Source organism: Pseudomonas sp. DY-1, assembly GCF_003626975.1.
Lineage (GTDB): Bacteria > Pseudomonadota > Gammaproteobacteria > Pseudomonadales > Pseudomonadaceae > Metapseudomonas.
Genome location: NZ_CP032616.1, coordinates 447303 through 465854 on the forward strand (window position 1 = coordinate 447303; position 18552 = coordinate 465854).

19 protein-coding genes are annotated in these 18552 nt (G+C 61.4%); 16 read left to right on the forward strand and 3 right to left on the reverse strand.

Annotation, left to right across the window (positions count from 1 at the left end):
• The first annotated feature begins 3 nt into the window (after positions 1 to 3).
• The 5 genes from mltG to D6Z43_RS02350 all read left to right on the forward strand — a co-directional run bounded on the left by mltG (position 4) and on the right by D6Z43_RS02350 (position 3907).
• Positions 4 to 1041: an endolytic transglycosylase MltG gene (gene mltG, locus D6Z43_RS02330; RefSeq protein ID WP_174235566.1), complete on the forward strand. Its 1038-nt coding sequence runs from the start codon at positions 4 to 6 to the stop codon at positions 1039 to 1041.
• Between the two features lie 13 nt (positions 1042 to 1054).
• On the forward strand, positions 1055 to 1687 hold the full coding sequence (gene tmk / locus D6Z43_RS02335; RefSeq protein WP_120650111.1) for a dTMP kinase: 633 nt from the start codon (positions 1055 to 1057) through the stop codon (positions 1685 to 1687).
• Positions 1680 to 2666: a DNA polymerase III subunit delta' gene (locus D6Z43_RS02340; RefSeq protein ID WP_120650113.1), complete on the forward strand. Its 987-nt coding sequence runs from the start codon at positions 1680 to 1682 to the stop codon at positions 2664 to 2666. Before tmk ends, D6Z43_RS02340 begins: the two co-directional genes overlap by 8 nt.
• Before the next feature lie 35 nt (positions 2667 to 2701).
• Positions 2702 to 3058 carry a PilZ domain-containing protein gene (locus D6Z43_RS02345; RefSeq protein WP_028627861.1) on the forward strand — a complete coding sequence of 119 codons (357 nt, stop codon included), beginning with the start codon at positions 2702 to 2704 and terminating at the stop codon, positions 3056 to 3058.
• A gap of 66 nt (positions 3059 to 3124) precedes the next feature.
• Positions 3125 to 3907, forward strand: a complete 783-nt coding sequence (locus D6Z43_RS02350; RefSeq protein WP_120650115.1) for a TatD family hydrolase — start codon at positions 3125 to 3127, stop codon at positions 3905 to 3907.
• 247 nt (positions 3908 to 4154) lie between these two features.
• Here the strand turns inward: D6Z43_RS02350 and D6Z43_RS02355 are convergent, their stop codons facing one another.
• Positions 4155 to 5288, reverse strand: a complete 1134-nt coding sequence (locus D6Z43_RS02355) for an aminotransferase class V-fold PLP-dependent enzyme (protein WP_120650116.1) — start codon at positions 5286 to 5288, stop codon at positions 4155 to 4157.
• Between the two features lie 74 nt (positions 5289 to 5362).
• Between D6Z43_RS02355 and D6Z43_RS02360 the strand changes: the two genes are divergently transcribed.
• From D6Z43_RS02360 to D6Z43_RS02375, 4 genes are all read left to right on the forward strand, one after another.
• Positions 5363 to 6001: a TetR/AcrR family transcriptional regulator gene (locus D6Z43_RS02360; protein ID WP_004422328.1), complete on the forward strand. Its 639-nt coding sequence runs from the start codon at positions 5363 to 5365 to the stop codon at positions 5999 to 6001.
• An 89-nt stretch (positions 6002 to 6090) separates the two neighbouring features.
• Positions 6091 to 7059, forward strand: coding sequence for a GTP 3',8-cyclase MoaA (locus tag D6Z43_RS02365; protein WP_120650118.1), 969 nt, complete (start codon positions 6091 to 6093; stop codon positions 7057 to 7059).
• A gap of 66 nt (positions 7060 to 7125) precedes the next feature.
• A complete protein-coding gene (locus D6Z43_RS02370) occupies positions 7126 to 7728 on the forward strand; it encodes a DUF4823 domain-containing protein (RefSeq protein ID WP_120650120.1) in 603 nt (200 codons plus the stop codon).
• 10 nt (positions 7729 to 7738) lie between these two features.
• Positions 7739 to 8308 (forward strand): DUF1285 domain-containing protein, encoded by a 570-nt coding sequence (locus tag D6Z43_RS02375; RefSeq protein WP_120650122.1) that lies wholly within the window; start codon positions 7739 to 7741, stop codon positions 8306 to 8308.
• 51 nt (positions 8309 to 8359) lie between these two features.
• Here the strand turns inward: D6Z43_RS02375 and D6Z43_RS02380 are convergent, their stop codons facing one another.
• Positions 8360 to 10015 carry an electron transfer flavoprotein-ubiquinone oxidoreductase gene (locus tag D6Z43_RS02380; protein ID WP_120650123.1) on the reverse strand — a complete coding sequence of 552 codons (1656 nt, stop codon included), beginning with the start codon at positions 10013 to 10015 and terminating at the stop codon, positions 8360 to 8362.
• 318 nt (positions 10016 to 10333) lie between these two features.
• Between D6Z43_RS02380 and D6Z43_RS02385 the strand changes: the two genes are divergently transcribed.
• Together D6Z43_RS02385 and D6Z43_RS02390 are read left to right on the forward strand one after the other, a co-directional pair.
• Positions 10334 to 11083: an electron transfer flavoprotein subunit beta/FixA family protein gene (locus D6Z43_RS02385; protein ID WP_120650125.1), complete on the forward strand. Its 750-nt coding sequence runs from the start codon at positions 10334 to 10336 to the stop codon at positions 11081 to 11083.
• A gap of 1 nt (position 11084) precedes the next feature.
• Complete coding sequence (locus tag D6Z43_RS02390; RefSeq protein ID WP_120650127.1) at positions 11085 to 12014, forward strand: electron transfer flavoprotein subunit alpha/FixB family protein; 930 nt, start codon at positions 11085 to 11087, stop codon at positions 12012 to 12014.
• Between the two features lie 61 nt (positions 12015 to 12075).
• On the opposite strand, the gene D6Z43_RS02395 is transcribed toward D6Z43_RS02390, so the two are convergent.
• Positions 12076 to 13005, reverse strand: coding sequence for an alpha/beta fold hydrolase (locus tag D6Z43_RS02395; RefSeq protein WP_120650128.1), 930 nt, complete (start codon positions 13003 to 13005; stop codon positions 12076 to 12078).
• Positions 13006 to 13120: 115 nt separating this feature from the next.
• Between D6Z43_RS02395 and D6Z43_RS02400 the strand changes: the two genes are divergently transcribed.
• The 5 genes from D6Z43_RS02400 to D6Z43_RS02420 all read left to right on the forward strand — a co-directional run bounded on the left by D6Z43_RS02400 (position 13121) and on the right by D6Z43_RS02420 (position 18551).
• Positions 13121 to 13939, forward strand: a complete 819-nt coding sequence (locus D6Z43_RS02400) for an ABC transporter substrate-binding protein (RefSeq protein WP_120650130.1) — start codon at positions 13121 to 13123, stop codon at positions 13937 to 13939.
• 14 nt (positions 13940 to 13953) lie between these two features.
• Entirely contained in the window at positions 13954 to 14310 is a 357-nt protein-coding gene (locus tag D6Z43_RS02405) for a DUF4398 domain-containing protein (protein ID WP_077526125.1), read from the forward strand.
• Positions 14310 to 15119, forward strand: a complete 810-nt coding sequence (locus D6Z43_RS02410) for an OmpA family protein (RefSeq protein ID WP_120650132.1) — start codon at positions 14310 to 14312, stop codon at positions 15117 to 15119. The genes D6Z43_RS02405 and D6Z43_RS02410 overlap by 1 nt, the downstream gene beginning before the upstream one ends.
• Positions 15120 to 15275: 156 nt before the next feature.
• A complete protein-coding gene (locus D6Z43_RS02415) occupies positions 15276 to 16709 on the forward strand; it encodes a PLP-dependent aminotransferase family protein (protein WP_120650134.1) in 1434 nt (477 codons plus the stop codon).
• A gap of 117 nt (positions 16710 to 16826) precedes the next feature.
• Positions 16827 to 18551 carry a VWA domain-containing protein gene (locus D6Z43_RS02420; protein ID WP_120650136.1) on the forward strand — a complete coding sequence of 575 codons (1725 nt, stop codon included), beginning with the start codon at positions 16827 to 16829 and terminating at the stop codon, positions 18549 to 18551.
• The last annotated feature ends 1 nt before the right edge of the window (position 18552 follow it).

Sequence of the window (18552 nt, forward strand, 5' to 3'; positions counted from 1 at the left end):
TACGTGATACGCAAATTCCTGCTGATGCTGGAAGCAGGCCTGCTCCTTGCTGGTCTGCTGGTAGCCTTTGCCGGCTGGCAGCAGCGCGTCACCCTCGAGCAACCCCTGAACATCTCCGCCGAGCGGATGCTGGAAGTACCAACTGGAGCCACGCCCGGTGGCCTGCTCAACCGGCTGGAAGCGGAAGGGGTTCTTAACAATGCGTTCTGGCTACGCCAATACTGGCGCTTCAATCTAGCCAACGAGTCCCTGCACAGTGGCGAGTATCGACTGACGCCGGGAATGCGCGCCGCCGACCTGCTGGCACTGTGGCAACAAGGTGATGTGGTGCAGTACAGCCTGACGCTGGTGGAAGGCTGGAACTTCCGTCAGGTCCGTGCGGCCTTGGCCAAACAGGCCAAGCTGGAGCAAACGCTGGTCGATGTCAGTGACGCTGAAGTTATGGCTCGACTCGGGCGCCCCGGCGAGTACCCGGAAGGCCGCTTTTTCCCTGATACCTATCGTTACGTGCGCGGCACGCGCGACATCGACCTGCTGAAACAGGCGCGGGATCGTCTCGACCAGGTGCTCGCCGAGGAGTGGAGCAAGCGGGCGGACCGATTGCCCTATAACGACCCCTACCAGGCGCTGATCATGGCGTCCCTGGTGGAGAAGGAAACCGGCGTTCCCACTGAGCGCGGGCAGATTGCCGGCGTGTTCGTGCGCCGCCTGAACAGCGGCATGCTGCTGCAGACCGACCCGACTGTCATCTATGGCCTGGGCGAGCGCTACAACGGCAACCTGACCCGCGACCACCTGCGCGAGGCGACGCCTTACAACACCTATGTCATCAGCGGTCTGCCGCCAACCCCCATTGCTCTCGCCGGGCGTGAAGCCATTCATGCCGCGCTGCATCCCGCGGCAGGAAAGAGCCTCTATTTCGTCGCCCGAGGCGATGGTAGCCATGTATTCTCCGAGACCCTGGGCGAGCACAACCAGGCCGTGCGTGACTTCCAAATGAAGCGCCGCAGCGACTACCGCTCCAGCCCGACCCCGCAATGAATAAGGACACCCAGTGAGCGGTCTGTTCATCACATTGGAAGGCCCGGAAGGCGCCGGAAAAAGCACCAATCGCGAGTATCTTGCAGAGCGCCTGCGCAGCCATGGCGTTGAGGTCGTACTGACTCGTGAGCCAGGTGGTACGCCGCTTGCTGAGCGTATCCGCGAACTCTTGCTGACCCCCAGCGAAGAAGCCATGGGCGTCGACACCGAACTGCTGCTGGTGTTCGCGGCTCGTGCCCAGCATCTGGAAGGTGTGATCAAGCCGGCTCTGGCGCGTGGTGCGGTGGTGCTCTGCGACCGTTTCACCGATGCTACCTATGCCTATCAGGGCGGTGGTCGTGGCCTGTCCAGTGAGCGTATCGCCTTGCTGGAAAACTTCGTCCAGGGTGACCTGCGTCCGGACCTGACTCTGGTTTTCGACCTGCCGGTGGAAATCGGCTTGAGCAGGGCTGCCGCCCGTGGCCGCCTGGATCGTTTCGAGCAGGAACAGCGCAGCTTCTTCGAAGCCGTTCGGCAAACCTACCTGCAGCGCGCTCAGGCCGCTGCGGAGCGGTACAAGGTAGTCGACGCGTCGCTGTCGCTGGCGGAAGTCCAGGCCAACCTCGATAAGTTGCTTCCCGATTTGCTGGTGCGCTGCAATGGCTGACGCCTATCCCTGGCAAACAGCGATCTGGCAGCAGTTGGCAGGCCGTCCGCGTCATGCCCACGCCTATCTGCTGCATGGACCATCCGGTATTGGCAAGCGCGCCCTAGCCGAGCGCCTGATGGCGCGCCTCCTGTGCCAGAGCCCTGCCGGGCTCGACGCATGCGGCCAATGCAAGGCTTGCATGCTGCTGGCGGCCAGTACACATCCTGACGCGTTCGTACTCGAACCGGAGGAAGCGGACAAGGCGATCCGCGTTGACCAGGTTCGCGAGCTGGTGGGATTCGTTGTCCAGACCGCGCAGCTAGGTGGGCGCAAGGTGGTGCTGGTGGAGCCGGCCGAGTCGATGAACCTCAACGCCTCCAATGCACTGCTCAAAAGCCTGGAGGAACCCTCCGGCGATACCGTTCTACTGTTGATCAGCCACCAGCCCAGCCGATTGCTGCCGACCATCAAGAGCCGATGCGTACAGCAGGCCTGCCCATTGCCCAGTGAGGCGCAGAGCCTGGCTTGGCTGGATTCGGCATTGCCTGATGCGCCACCGGAGGAATTGAGGGAGCTGCTGGTGCTTGCCGGTGGCTCTCCGCTTTCGGCGCTACGTCTGGAAGGGCAAGGTGTACGTTCCCAGCGTGCCGAAGTTGTGGATGGGGTGAAGAAGCTGCTCAAGCACCAGGTGGGTGCCAGCCAATTGGCAGAAGGCTGGAACGCTGTGCCTTTACCGCTGTTGTTCGACTGGTTTTGCGATTGGGCGCAACTGATGCTGCGCTACCAGCTCACTCGTGACGAAGCGGGGCTTGGGCTCAACGATATGCGCAAGGTGGTTCAGTACCTGGCGGACAAGGCCCCACAACAGAAGGTCTTGGCGATGCAGGACTGGCTGCTGCAACAACGTCAGAAAGTCCTCAACAAGGCCAACCTCAACCGTGTCTTGCTTCTCGAAGCTCTTCTGGTCCAGTGGGCAAGCCTACCCGGGCCGGGCTAGAATCGGTGGCTGAACCAGCTTGTCAGGAAAACCGTATGAGCCTGCCGCCGAACCTGGGCCCGCGTAACGGGATTCTGTCCTTGACCATCAAGGACAAGTCCGTGCTGTATGCCGCCTACATGCCATTCATCAAGAACGGTGGCCTGTTCATTCCGACCAACAAGACCTACAAGCTCGGCGATGAAGTATTCATGCTGCTCAACCTGATGGATGAGCAGGAGAAGATTCCAGTCGCTGGCAAAGTGGTCTGGATCACTCCCAAGGGCGCCCAGGGCAACCGCGCAGCGGGCATTGGCGTCCAGTTCAATGATGGCGACAGTGGCGCGCGCAACAAGATCGAGACCTATCTCGCTGGCGCCCTCAAGTCCGACCGTCCCACCCATACGATGTAACCGGCCGCCGGGCCCGGGCTGAAAGCGACAGGCTTGAAGCTTGGCGCCTGCGCCTGGAGCCTGACCATGCTGATCGACTCCCATTGCCATCTGGACCGCCTCGATCTGGGCGCTCACGGTGGATCCCTTGACGCCGCTCTCGACGCCGCCCGTGCCCGTGGTGTCTCTCAGTTCCTCTGCATCGGGGTGAGTGCCGACAACGCCGCCGCCGTGAAGTCCGTGGCCGAGCGCTACGATGACGTGCATTGCTCGGTTGGTGTTCACCCTCTTGATTTGCAGCCCGGCGACTCCCCGGCGCTGGAGTGGTTGCTGGGCGAGCTGGAGCACCCGCGGGTCGTGGCTATCGGCGAGACAGGCCTGGATTATCACTACGAACCCGACGCCGCCGAGCTTCAGCAGCAAGCTTTCCGTCTGCATCTGGAGGCCGCGAAAGTCACCGGCAAACCAGTGATTGTGCACACTCGCGAAGCTCGCGCCGATACCCTTGCGCTATTGCGTGAGGCAGCGCTGCCGCAGGCTGGCGTGTTGCATTGCTTTACCGAAGATTGGGACATGGCGCGTGCCGCACTGGATCTCGGCTTCTACATTTCTCTGTCTGGTATCGTCACCTTCCGCAATGCCAGCGCTTTGCGAGAAGTTGCGCTTCAGGTCCCGGCGGATCGCTTGCTGGTGGAAACTGATTCGCCTTATCTCGCGCCCGTGCCATACCGTGGCAAGCCCAATCTGCCGGAATACGTACGTGAGGTGGCGGAGTTTCTGGCTGACTTGCGCGGGGTTCCATTCGATACATTCGCAGAGCAGACCAGCGAAAACTATCTGCGTCTGTTCCCTCTCGCACGGCGTGGTTGAAAGGCTTCTGGAAGACGGTCGGAAAAAGTCGCGCACAAAAAAAACCCGGGTTCTGGGGGATGAATCCGGGTCAAGACCATTAGGAGTAAAACAAAGGAACGCGATCCACGGTTCCTCGACTGGCTGGGCACTTGGGGGGAGATGCCGCACGCCAGTAAGAGAAGTATCGGTCAATATCCCCATGCGTCCAGACAGCACGGTGGCGTTTCTTAAACCTATTTGGAATACACCGGGACCGGCTGAGTCCTCATGCGTCTGCCATCTGGCGTAAGAGCGCAAGCGTCTCGTCTATTACACGAGGTTCGGTGTAAAAGTGCGGCGAGAAACGGATTCCACCTCCACGCTGGGCGCAGACCACCTGCTCGGCGCGGAGCCGTTCGAACAGCCTCTGGTTGTCCCAGCCGTCCAGGCGGAAACTGAGGATGCCTGCGCGGCGCATTGGGTTCAGTGGGCTCAACAGCTGCGTGCCGGGGATATTCGCCAATCCGTCCTGCAACCATTGCACGCGCTCGGCAATCGCCACAGCAACCTGCTCCATGCCTACCTCTTCCAGCAACGACAGACTCGCTTCCAGCGCCATCGCGCCGAGCATGTTGGGACTACCACACTCGAAACGTCGCGCGGTGCGGGACGGCTCCCAGTCGACGCGCTCGTAGTCACCGGGATGCTCAAGCATGTGCCAGCCGTACTCATGGAGCTTCAGTTGTTCACGTAGATCGCTACGGCAATAGAAAACCCCGAGTCCTTCAGGTCCGAGCATCCACTTGTGACCGTCGGCCATGGCGAAGGCGCAATCAATGGCCTGGACGTCGAAGGGCAGGGCACCCAACTGCTGGATGGCGTCGACGCAGAAAAGTACGCCATGCCGGCGGCATTCATGGCCGAGTCGGTGCAGATTCAGGCGGAGTCCGCTGGCGTATTGCACGGCGCTTATCGAGAGCAGCCTGGTGCGCGGGCCGCATGCGGCGAGCAGCGCGCCTTCTGGATCGGCTCCTTCCAGCGACACCTGGACGGTTTCCACGCCGTAGCGTTTCAGGGCTTCCCAGACAACGCGGTTGGAAGGGAACTCCTGATCACTGATGACGACCTGATCACCCGCTGCCCAGTCCAGACCAAAGGCAACGAAAGACAGCGCTTCCGATGTATTCTTGACCAGTGCAAGATCAGCCGTGGTCGGTGAGTTCAATAGTCTGACCAGGCGTTCTCGGAGGCGACGCTCCACGGTGAGCCAGTCCGGATAATCCCTTGCACCGAGTCGCCAGTTCTCTTCGGCAAAGCTCTGGACCGCACGAGTCGCGCGTTTGGGCCAGGGCGCAACCGCAGCATGGTTGAGATAGCGGAGCCCATCGGCGTGGGCAAACTCATCTTGCAATAAGCTCATAGTCGGATGATCCGTGCATTTTTACGCCAGATAGGCATAATACGCGGCTTGATTTTTGACCCCACAGTCCCTTTATGCAGAAAGAACCCCGTAAAGTCCGTGAGTTCCGCCGCCGCGAGCAGGAAATTCTCGACACCGCCCTCAAGCTCTTCCTGGAAGAGGGCGAAGACAGCGTTACCGTCGAGATGATCGCTGACGCAGTGGGTATCGGCAAAGGCACCATCTACAAGCACTTCAAGTCCAAGGCAGAAATCTATCTGCGCTTGATGCTCGACTACGAGCGAGACCTGAATGCGTTGTTCCATTCGGCAGACGTGGATCGCGACAAGGAAGCGCTGTCGCGCGCCTACTTCGAGTTCCGCATGCGCGACCCGCAGCGCTATCGCTTGTTCGACCGCCTTGAAGAAAAGGTGGTGAAGAACAGCCAGGTGCCGGAGATGGTCGAGCAGTTGCACAAGATCCGCGCGTCCAACTTCGAGCGCCTGACTCTGCTGATCAAGGGCCGCATCGCCGAAGGTAAACTGGAAGACGTACCGCCGTACTTCCACTATTGCGCCGCTTGGGCCTTGGTGCATGGCGCCGTCGCGCTCTACCACTCGCCGTTCTGGAGCAATGTCCTGGAGGATCAGGAAGGCTTTTTCCAGTTCCTGATGGACATCGGCGTACGCATGGGCAACAAGCGCAAGCGCGAAAGCGAGTCGCCCGCCGGCTGACGCATTCAGAGCGCCTATAACGCGGTCCCGGATATGTGCCGGGCCAACCGCAGGGATATACTCCGGTGTACCAAATGCCGGAGCGTCCCATGATCGTCGACCGCCAAGGCAGGCGTTTCCGCAATCTGCGAATCAGCCTGACCGCCGCCTGTAATTACGCCTGTACCTATTGCGTGCCGGACGGCAAGAGGCTGGTAGCCGCTCAGGATGAGCTATCGGCCGAGGCTATGGTGCGCGGCGTGGCTTATCTCATCGAGGCGGCTGGCATCGAGCGTCTGCGTATCACAGGCGGCGAGCCGCTTGTCAGTCCCAAGCTCGATCCTTTCCTCCGCGCAGTCAGCAAACTCGGTCTTGAAGACATAAGCCTGACCAGCAACGGCCAACTGTTGTCCCGCAAGCTACCCCTGCTGCTCGATTGCGGGATACGCCGTCTGAACATCTCCCTCGATACCCTCGACGCTGGCGCGTTTCGTGAAATCGCCCGTGGCGGCGACCTGACCACAGTTCTCCGTGGGCTCGACGAGGCGAAGGCGGCGGGTCTGAAGATCAAGATCAACATGGTCCCCCTGCGTGGCAAGAACCTTGATCAGGTATTGCCGCTGTTGGACTATTGCCTGGAGCGGGGCTTCGAGCTTCGATTCATCGAGCTGATGCGCATGGGCCACCTGGCCCGCGACCCCAACGGTTTCCATCAGCAGTTCGTCGGCCTGGAAGAGCTGCTGGCATTGATCCGAACTTCCCACGAGTTCGTTCAGGCCAGCGCGCCGTTGGATGCCACTGCCCTGCGTTATCGGGTGCCGGGCGAGGGCCATTTCGGTGTGATCGCCAACGAGAGCGTACCCTTCTGCCGGACTTGCTCGCGTCTGCGTCTGTCCTCTACTGGTTGGCTGCACGGCTGCCTGTCGTCGAGCAATCGTCATTACGTCGGCGATCTGCTGGAGAAGCCTCGTCACGAAGCGCTGCCTGCTTTGCAGCGGTTGCTGGTCAAGGCGCTGGCCGACAAGCAGGACCTTGCGTTCTCTGGTGGCGTCACGGTGATGAAGATCATTGGCGGTTGATGGCGCGGAAGCTGCATTGGTTCTCCATCTGTCGGTTTTACGTCGCCGGCACCTGGAGGACACACGATGCGTAGCATGATTCTGTTGCTGGCGATTCTCGGCCTGGCGGGCTGCATGAAGGTCAGTGACATGGCGGAAGGCACCCGCGAACAGTTGAGTGATGCCGGATTTCTGGACCACAGCGAAACCCGTCGCGCCAGTCCCTGGCGCCTGCAGGCGGACTCCTTCATCTACATCGCCCAGGGCTACTTCGTCCCTCCCGGTTCCGCCTATCCGCGACCCAATGTGGTCGCTGAAGAGGCCTTCAACGGTTTCGTCGAGTATTTCCCCATGGTGCGTCGTGCCAAAGGCCCTGCCGGTCTGGAAGAGGCTATGGGCCAGGCGCGTGCCGTAGGGGCGCATTATTTGCTGTACGCGCGATTCGCCAGAGCCGACGATCGCATCGGTACCGTCGAAGAGTGGGAAGACGAGGAAGCGCTGGATCGGCTCGGCCGCGACCGAGGCGTGATCCAACTGATGCTGATCGAGACCAATACACGCTATCTGGTGGATACTGCCCGAATCCGCAATCGTGGCGGTTTTCTGACGTTTTACGACGAGAAACCCGAAGACCTGATCGGGGCACCGCTGGAGGAGTATGCTCGCAGCCTGATCGGTCTCAGTCGTTGAGGAGTTTGAAATGAACGATCCCGGCAAAGCCGGTGACTTGCTGGCGCAGATACCCCTGGGCGACAAACCGGGCGGTGCGCCCGTTCATCTGTGGAACCCGCCGTTTTGCGGTGATATCGACATGCGCATCGCTCGCGATGGCACCTGGTACTACCTGGGCACGCCCATCGGACGCAAGCCTATGGTAAAGCTGTTCTCCAGCGTGATCCGCAGGGATGGCGAGGGCTACTTCCTGGTCACTCCGGTAGAGAAGGTTGGCATTAAGGTCGATGACGCACCTTTTGTTGCGGTCGAGTTGAGGGTAGAGGGGGCGGGGCAAGAGCAAAAGCTGCGCTTCGTCACCAACGTTGACGACGAGGTAGTAGCCGGTGCTGTCCATCCGCTACGCGTCGAGCTCGACCCGCAAACCCAAGAACCGTCTCCCTATGTCCTTGTACGGACAAACCTGGAAGCGCTGATCCATCGCAACGTCTTCTACGAGTTGGTGGATCTGGCCGTGCCGCGCGAGATCGATGGCATCACTTGGCTGGGCGTCTGGAGTGGTGGGGAATTCTTCTCCATCGGGCCATTGCCGGATTAGGCGGAAGACGGAAATGAAAAAGGCTCCCTAAGGAGCCTTTTTCGTGCCTGCTTACATGTTGGGGTAGTTCGGGCCGCCGGTACCTTCCGGTGCAACCCAGGTGATGTTCTGGGCCGGGTCCTTGATATCGCAGGTTTTGCAGTGGACGCAGTTCTGGGCGTTGATCTGGAAGCGCTTGGCGCCGTCGTCCTGAGTCACGACTTCGTACACGCCGGCCGGGCAGTAGCGCTGCGCCGGTTCGTCGTACAGCGGAAGGTTCTTGGCGATCGGGATGCTCGCGTCGGCCAGCTTAAGGTGGCAGGGTTGTTCCTCTTCGTGGTTGGTGTTGGAGAGGAATACCGAGCTGAGCTTGTCGAAGCTGATTTTGCCGTCCGGCTTCGGATACTCGATGCGCTTGGACTCTGCGGCCGGCTTCAGGCAGGCGTAGTCGGGCTTGTTGTCGCGCAGGGTGACTGGGATCTTGCCGCCGAACCAGTTCTGGTCGATGTAGTTGAAGGCACCGCCCGCCAGTGCGCCGAACTTGTGGATCGCAGCACCGAAGTTACGGCTGCGGAACAGCTCGTCATACAGCCAGCTGGACTTGAAGCTATCGACGTAGCCGGTGAGCTCGTCACCACCTTCCTTGCCGGCGGCCAGTGCAGCAGCAACGGCCTCGGCGGCCAACATGCCCGATTTCATAGCGGTATGGCTGCCCTTGATCTTGGCGAAGTTCAGGGTGCCGAGGTCGCAGCCGATCAGGGCGCCGCCCGGGAAGACCATCTTCGGCAGCGAGTTCAAGCCACCTTTGCAAATGGCACGGGCGCCATAGGCAACGCGCTTGCCGCCTTCCAGGTACTGCTTGATGACCGGGTGATGCTTGTAGCGCTGGAACTCGTCGAACGGCGAGAGGAAGGGGTTGCTGTAGGACAGGTCGATGATCAGACCCACTACGACCTGGTTGTTTTCCAGGTGATAGAGGAAGGAACCGCCCGGGTTCTCGTCATTCAGCGGCCAGCCAGCGGTGTGAACTACCAGGCCGGGCTGGTGCTTGGCCGGGTCGATGTCCCAGATTTCCTTGATGCCGATACCGTAGTGCTGGGCGTCGGCTTCGGAGTCCAGGTTGTACTTCTTGATCAATTGCTTGCCGATGTGGCCACGGCAGCCTTCGGCGAACAAGGTGTACTTCGCGCGCAGTTCCATGCCAGGGGTGTAGTAACCCTCTTTCGGATGCCCTTCGCGGTCCACGCCGAGATCGCCGGTGATGATGCCGCGAACGACACCGTTCTCGTCGATCAACGCTTCCTGGGCGGCAAAGCCCGGGTAGATCTCCACGCCCAGGCCTTCAGCCTGTTGGGCCAGCCAACGGCAGAGATTGCCCAGGGAAATGATATAGTTGCCCTCGTTGTGCATGGTCTTGGGCACGAAGAGGCCGGGAACCTTGATCGCGGACTCGGCATCCTTGAGCATATAGATGTCGTCCCGGGCTACCGGGGTGTTCAGCGGAGCGCCCAGGTCTTTCCAGTCAGGGAAGAGTTCGTTCAGGGCTCGCGGTTCGAATACGGCGCCAGAGAGGATGTGGGCGCCGACTTCGGAACCCTTCTCGACCACGCATACGCTGATCTCTTGACCAGCTTCCGCGGCCTTCTGCTTCAGTCGGCACGCGGCGGACAGGCCAGCGGGGCCGGCGCCGACGATGACGACGTCGAATTCCATGTATTCGCGTTCCACAGTCAATCTCCTCAAGGCTCTTCGATATTTTGTGTTGGAGGGCTAGGCTCGATCCCTGACCTGAGCCGGCGCATTATATCCAGCACCTAAGGCTGGTCCAATACAAACGTTTGTTTGAATTTTGTGAAGCCCTGATAGGATAAGGCTCTGCGCCTTATGACGGGGCATTTTGCTGTATTGACCCGAATAGGCGATCCGGTCAAGATACGGGCGGTTTTGCGCTCGCTGTCTGGGCTGACGTCGGTTCCGGCCGACCTGCATCACTGGCCAGGCTCGTCTTGGCGACATTCTTATTAACCGGAGAGTAACGAGGAATCCATGAAGGTTCTTGTAGCTGTCAAACGAGTGGTCGACTACAACGTCAAGGTCCGCGTCAAGGCGGACAACTCCGGCGTCGACCTCGCCAACGTGAAGATGTCGATGAACCCCTTCTGCGAAATTGCCGTAGAAGAAGCCGTCCGTCTGAAAGAAAAAGGCGTAGCGAGTGAAATCGTCGTCGTCACCATCGGCCCGAACACCGCTCAAGAGCAGCTGCGTACTGCCCTGGCCCTGGGCGCTGACCGCGCCATCCTGGTCGAGTCCGCCGACGAGCTGAACTCCCTGGCAGTCGCCAAGCTGCTGAAGGCCGTGGTCGAGAAAGAGCAGCCGCAGCTGGTCATCCTCGGCAAGCAGGCCATCGACAGCGACAACAACCAGACCGGCCAGATGCTCGGCGCCCTGACTGGCTATGCCCAGGGCACCTTCGCTTCCAAGGTCGAGCTGGCGGGCGACAAGGTCAACGTCACCCGTGAGATCGACGGCGGTCTGCAGACCGTTGCGCTGAACCTGCCGGCGATCGTCACCACCGACCTGCGCCTGAACGAGCCGCGCTACGCGTCGCTGCCGAACATCATGAAAGCCAAGAAGAAGCCGCTGGACGTGGTTACCCCGGATGCCCTGGGTGTTTCCACTGCCTCCACCGTGAAGACCCTGAAGGTTGAAGCCCCGGCCGCCCGCCAGGCGGGTATCAAGGTCAAGTCCGTGGCTGAACTGGTCGAGAAACTGAAGAACGAAGCGAAGGTGATCTGAGATGGCAATCCTGGTAATCGCTGAACACAACAACAGCGCGCTGGCCGCCGCCACCCTCAACACCGTGACCGCCGCTCAGAAGATCGGTGGTGATATCCACGTTCTGGTCGCTGGCCAGGGCGTCGGTGCTGCTGCAGAAGCTGCCGCCAAGGTTGCTGGCGTATCCAAGGTGCTGGTCGCCGACAACGCCGCCTACGCTCACCAGCTGCCGGAGAACGTCGCTCCGCTGATCGCCGAGTTGGGCAAGGGCTACAGCCACGTGCTGGCACCCGCCACTACCAACGGCAAGAACTACCTGCCGCGCGTGGCGGCTCTGCTGGACGTCGACCAGATCTCCGAGATCATCGCCGTTGAAAGCGCCGACACCTTCAAGCGTCCGATCTACGCCGGCAACGCCATCGCCACCGTGCAATCCAGCGCGGCCGTGAAAGTGATCACCGTGCGTACCACCGGTTTCGACGCCGCTGCCGCTGAAGGCGGTTCCGTTGCCGTTGAAGCCGTGGGCACTGTTTCCGACGCCGGCAAGTCCGCCTTCGTCGGTGAAGAGCTGGCCAAGTCCGATCGTCCGGAACTGACCGCTGCCAAGATCGTCGTTTCCGGCGGCCGTGGCATGCAGAACGGCGACAACTTCAAGCACCTGTATGCCCTGGCCGACAAGCTGGGCGCTGCCGTGGGTGCCTCCCGTGCCGCCGTCGACGCCGGTTTCGTACCGAACGACATGCAGGTCGGCCAGACCGGCAAGATCGTCGCGCCGCAGCTGTACATCGCCGTCGGCATCTCCGGTGCCATCCAGCACCTGGCGGGCATGAAGGACTCCAAGGTCATCGTCGCGATCAACAAGGACGAAGAAGCCCCGATCTTCCAGGTGGCTGACTACGGCCTGGTGGCGGACCTGTTCGAAGCCGTACCGGAACTGGAAAAGCTGCTGTAATAGCGCTTCCCGGCCTGCCGTACAAAAAACCCGCTCTTCGGAGCGGGTTTTTTATTGCCGTTTAACGGCGGCTGGCGTCGAGGAAGGCCTGGTAGTGCCGGGCAGTTTCTTCCGGGCGCTCGAGCATGGGAGCGTGTCCGCAGTCCCGCATGATTACCACTGTTGGTTTTTTCAGCAGTGGTTTCATTACCTCGATGCTGGATACATCCAGCACGCGGTCGCGATCTCCCCAGAGCAGCAGGGTAGGGGCCTCGATTCGCGACAGCTCAGGCTCCAGTGGGATATAGCGCTCCCGGAGCTGGCGGAAGACTTCGTTGTAGTGCGCCTCGTTAGCCATGGATTGTTCGGCGAGGTAGGTCTTCACTGACTCGGGAAGGGGCGGCGGCTCGACGAAGACGAAATCCAGCAAGTGCTGGAAGTCATCGGCATTGCGCACTATCAGGGGATTGGACTGGCCGCCTTCGATCAGGCGAAACAGTTCGCTCTTGTTCGGGGCCGTGATCCCGCCATTGTCGAACAACCCCAGGCTGCGCACCTGCTGCGGGTAGCGTGCTGCGAAGATCCCGGCGATATGGCCGCCCATGGAGTTGCCTACCAGGTGCACTTTGCCCAACTCCAGTACCTTGATGAAGGACTCCAGGCGCTCGGCCTGGGTGCCGACATCGTAGCTGCCGGCAGGACGGTCGCTGTCACCGAAGCCAGGCAGGTCAAGCGCGATGACGTGGTAGCGCTCGGTAAAATGGCGGGCGAAGCGCAGCCAGTTGTCCTTGCTGGCGCCGAACCCGTGGATCATCACGATGGTTTCGCCCTTGGTCGGGCCGCCCTCGTAGTAATGGATGCTAAGATCGCCCAGCGCGATCTGGCGCTCCGACAAACCGGCAAGTTGGCGCTCAACGAGGCGCACGCTGGCGGTGAGCGCCATGGGAGAGAAGTAGAGGGTTGTCGCCGCAGCCGCTAGCAAGATGATGACTGCGATGATGAGTTTCTTCATGGCCTGCCCTTATTGCGAATAGTTCTTTAAGCCGCCTGTACGCTAGCATGAAGCTCGCTCCAGGCGATGCAGCACAAGTCGGTGCCAATCGAATGTCCAGCCCAGGAAACTTCAGATGCCAAGATTGCAGCTCTCGTCCTTGCTCCTCGTGCTGTGCCTGTTGCCCGGAGTCGGGCAGGCCGCCGGGAAATGCGAGCGTCTGGTGGCCACCGGCAATCCCGAGTATCCCCCCTATCTGTGGCGCGATCCCGAGAACCCCAAGCAACTCATAGGCGCCAATGCCGACCTGCTCAAGCAGATCGCCAAGGAACTCGGGCTCAAGGTGGAAATCCTCTACACCGGCCCCTGGTCCCGTGCCCAGGATGAAGTCCGTACCGGTCGCGTCGACCTGATCGCAGGGGCCTTCCTCACCCTGCCGCGCCTGGAAACCATGGACTACGTTCATCCGGCCTTCCTGGAAACCCAAAGCGTCGTCTGGGTGAAGCGCGAGCGCGCGTTCCCCTACAGCGGTTGGGAAGACCTGCGCAGCCACATCGGCGGCACGCTGGTGAAGAACAGCTTTGGCGAGGCCTTCGACCGCTTCGCCAAGGAGAATCTCAAGCTCGAAGAGGTTCCCAGCCTGACCCAGGCCTACCAGAAGCTGCTGCTGGAGCGCACCGACTACGTGCTCTATGAGCGATACCCCGGCCTGGTGCTGGCCGACACCCTGGGCATGGCCGACGATCTGGCCGCGCTGGAACCTCCGATTTCCAGTGAAGGTCTGTACCTGACGCTGTCCCACAACTCGGCCTGCAACGACCCCTGGCTGCGCGGACAGCTCGCGAAAAAAATGACAGAATTGGTTGCCGCCGGAGTGCCGGAAACCCTGCTGCAGCGCAACCTGGAACGCTGGAAGGCACTGCAGATGATGCAACCCGCCGGCACTCCCGAATGATTAGGAATCCTCTAGTGAGCAAGACACCCCTGTTTGCCGCCGGCCTGGTTGTGCTGGCCCTGGCCGGCTGTGCCAGCGATCCGGCGCCCATCGAACAGATGCGCCTTACCGAGAAGGCCGTGGAGCAGGCCAAGGCCGTCGGCGCCACCGAACAGATCGAGGAAATGAAGCTTGCCCAGGACAAACTCGCCCTGGCCGAGAAGAACATGGGTGAGCAGGACTACAAGCGTGCGCGCGTCCTGGCCGAAGAGGCGGAACTGGATGCACGCCTTGCGGAAGCCAAGGTGCTCACCAAGAAGAGCCAGGACCAATTGGCCGAGCTGACCGCGCGGATCAATCGCCTGCGCAAGCAGCTGGGAGACGTGCAGTGATGCGGAATCATGCATTGACCGCCGGCCTGATGCTTGGCCTTGGACTGCTCGGTGGTTGCGCCAACCAGCAGCAGACCGAACAGAGCCTCGAGCAGGCTCGCCAGATGTTCCAGAAGGTAAAGGAGGACCAGAACGTCCTCAGCGCCGCGCCGAAGGATGTGATCCGCGCTGGCGAATCCCTGGCTCGTGCCGAGCGCCTGTCCAGCTATTGGGGCAATGACCGGGACGTAGTCCACTACGCGTACCTCAGCCAGCGCTACAGCGAGATCGCCAGCCAGCACAGCGAACAGAGCCAGAACCAGGCGCGTGCCGCCAAGTTGCAGATGGAGCGCGAGCGCCTGCAACTGGCTCTGCGTGAAGCCAAGCTCCTCAGTGTCCAGCAGCAGGGCAAGTGGCTTGAAGAGCAGATGATCGCGCTGGCCGCCACTGAGACCGATCGTGGCCTGGTGATGACCCTGGGTGATGTGCTGTTCGATACCGGTCACGCTGATCTCAAGGCTTCGGCCAATCGCACGGTGCTGAAACTGGTGCAGTTCCTCCAGTTGAACCCACGCCGTGTCGTACGTATCGAGGGCTACACCGACAGCAGCGGCAACAAGGCAGACAACCTCAGGCTCTCCACCGATCGTGCCCAGGCGGTGGCGGATGCCCTGGTCGACCTCGGCATCGATGCCAAGCGCATCCAGGTCCAGGGTTATGGCGAAGCCTTCCCTGTAGCCGAAAACGCTTCCAACCGCGGCAGGGCGCAGAACCGTCGAGTGGAGATCGTCTTCTCCAATGAAAAGGGCGAGCTCGGCTCGGCACGCTGAAGCCGCTCTGCCACAAGGCCCCGGTTGCCGTTCGGCACCGGGGCTTTTTCATGCCTGGAAAAATTCACTGTATCGCACACAATTTCCCGATCTGTACCGGTGCAGTTGTTAAGTGTTCAGATAGTGTTTCGGTCCAGTGATACAGGTGCTGCCGTCATGACCAATCTGTTGCTCTACCAACGCATCGCCCAGCAACTGGCCGATGATATTCGCCGAGGCGTCTACCAGCCGGGCGAACGCGTGCCTTCGGTGCGCAAGCTCAGTTCCCAGCTCAGTGTCAGCCACGCCACCGTGCTGCAGGCTTACGCAAGCCTGGAGGACCAGGGACTGATTCGCGCTCGTCCGCAATCCGGCTTCTATGTGCACCAGACCCCGGCCCTGACCGCGTCCACCCCGGATATCGCTCGTGTCGAACGCCCGGGCCTCGTCACCCGCGCCAGCATCATTCAACAGGTTCTAGCCGAGTCCCGCCGCGAGGGCGTCTTCCCCTTGGGCGCAGCCGTTCCCCATGTCGATTACCTGCCGGTACGCACCCTCCACCAGCAGCTCGCCAAGGTCACACGCTTCCATAGCCCGCGCGCCTTCAGCTACATGTTCAGCCCCGGCTTCGAGCCGCTGCGTCGCCAGGTGGCGATCCGCATGCGCGACGCCGGCGTAGTGGTTGACCCCAGCGAAGTGGTGATTACCCACGGTTGTGTGGACGCGCTGCAGATGAGCTTGCGGGTGCTGACCCGTCCGGGTGACCTGATTGCCACGGAGTCGCCGACCTATTACGGCCTGCTGCAACTGGCCGACCTGCTCGGCCTGAAGGTCATCGAGATCCCGAGCGACCCGACCACCGGCATCAGTCTGGAGGCCCTGCAGCTGGCAGCCAACCAATGGCCGATCAAGGCGCTGGTTCTGACTGCGCGCCTGAGCAACCCGCTGGGCGGCACCATTCCCGAGGAGCGACAGAAGCAACTGCTGCGCCTGTCCTCGGACTTTGACATCCAGATCATCGAAGACGATATCTATGGCGAACTGATGTTCGATCAGGGGCCTTCCAAAGCGATCAAGGCGTATGACCTGGACGACCGGGTGATCTACTGCTCCAGCTTTTCCAAGACGCTGTCGCCTGGTGTGCGCATCGGCTGGATGGTCGCCGGCAAGTACCAGGCGGAAATCCAGCGCCTGCAGACTTTCAGTACCCACTCGGCGTGCAGCGTCACGCAGATGGGGGTGGCGGCCTACCTCGAGAATGGCGGCTACGACCGGCACCTGCGCTACATCCGACAGGAGTACCGGAAGAACCTCACTGCCTTCCAGCTCGCGGTCCAGCAGTACTTCCCAGAAGGCACCCAGATCACCCGCCCCAATGGAGGCTTCATCCTCTGGATCAGCTTGCCGGCCAAGGTGAACACCAAGGACCTGCACATGCGTGCCTTGCAGCAGGGCATCAGCATCGCGCCGGGGCTGATCTTCAGTAACACGGAACAGTTCAACCACTGTGTACGGTTGAACTGCGGCATCCCGTGGAACCGCGAGGCTGAGCGGGCCATGATGACGCTCGGCATGCTGGCCAAGCAGCTGTGCCAGGAAGTGGGGCTGTAACTTTCAGCCAGGGGCCGCCTGTGGTCCTTGGCGAATGATTTTTTCCTGCATTAACCCGTCTGGCGTAAGGCATCCGTCTACTGGTGCGAGTGGCTCATTCGTTCCCAGGAGGCATCCATGTCCAGCCATCAGTTCCTTGCGCACCAACCTTTGGCCGCTGGCTTCACCGCGGGCCTGCTGCTCGCCCTGGCCGCCTGCAGCGCCCAGGATGCCTCGGCTCCGCCCGCCAGCAAGGCCTCGGTGCCGCCTGCGGTATTGAACCAGCCCGAGCCGGAGATGCACCGGGAGGCCATCGCCAGTGCGCCGGAAACGCTCGCCAAGCGCGCCGATTACGCTGCCGAAGCACGACAGATGCCAATGATCGCGCCCGCCCCAATGCAAGATGCCTTGCTGCCGGGCTACCGCGATGTGCCCCGGGAGCAGTACCAGCATCTGGCTGACAACCCGGTGCATTCGGTGGCCAACGAGCCCGTCTCAACCTTCAGCATCGACGTGGACACGGGCAGTTACGCCAATGTGCGACGCTTCCTCAGCGGCGGCCAATTGCCGCCGGCCGACGCGGTGCGGCTGGAGGAGATGGTGAATTATTTCCCCTACAGCTACCCAATGCCCGAGGGCGATGTGCCGTTCGGCATCGGCATCGAACTGGCGCAGACTCCGTGGAACCCACAGACGCGTTTGTTGCGAGTGGCAATCAAGGCATCCGATAGCAAGGTCGCACAGCTGCCGCCGGCCAATCTGGTGTTTCTCGTGGATGTCTCCGGTTCCATGGATCGCCGCGAGGGCCTGCCCATGGTGCAAGGCACCCTGAAACTGCTGGTGGACCAGTTGCGACCCCAGGACCGGGTTTCCCTGGTCACTTATGCGGGGGAGGCACGGGTGGTGCTTGGCTCCACGCCTGGCAGCGAGAAGGCGAAGATCCGGACCGCCATCGATCAGCTCAGCGCCGGCGGTTCCACGGCGGGCGAGTCGGGTATCCAGCTGGCTTATGCAGAAGCGCAGAAGGGCCTGATCCCGAATGGCATCAACCGTATCCTCCTGGCCACCGATGGTGACTTCAATGTTGGCATCAGCGACTTCGAAAGCCTCAAGCAGCTGGCTGCGCAGAAGCGCAAGGGCGGGGTATCCCTGACCACGCTGGGTTTCGGCATGGACAACTACAACGAACGGCTGATGGAGCAGTTGGCCGATGCCGGTGACGGCAACTACGCCTATATCGACAACCTGCGCGAGGCACGCAAGGTACTGGTGGACCAGCTTGATTCGACCCTTTCGGTAGTGGCCCGCGACGTGAAGCTGCAACTGGAGTTCAATCCGGCCGAAGTCAGCGAGTACCGCCTGCTGGGTTACGAGAACCGCGCGCTCAAGCGTGAAGACTTCAGCAACGACAAGGTGGATGCCGGCGAGATCGGTGCCGGACACACCATCACCGCGCTCTACGAGATCGTCCCCGCGGGTGCCAAGGGCTGGCTGGAGCCGCTGCGCTACCAGTCGACCGCCAAGACCCAAGGCAATCCTGGCGAACTTGCCTGGTTGCGTGTGCGCTACAAGGCGCCGGGTACGGAGCAGAGCCGCTTGTTGGAACGTCCCATCGCTGCCGCCAATGTGGCCAGCCCCGGCGAGGCCAGCGAGGACCTGCGCTTTGCTGCTGCGGTAGCTGCCTTCGCCCAGCTGCTCAAAGGGGGGCAATACACCGGGGATTTCAGTCTGTCCGACAGCGCCAGCCTGGCTCGCGCGGCCCGTGGCGACGATCGCTTCGGCTTGCGTAGTGAGTTCGTACAACTGGTGGAACTGGCGCAAAGCCTGCAAACTCCCGCTCCATCCCACGCGCGGAAGGAATGAC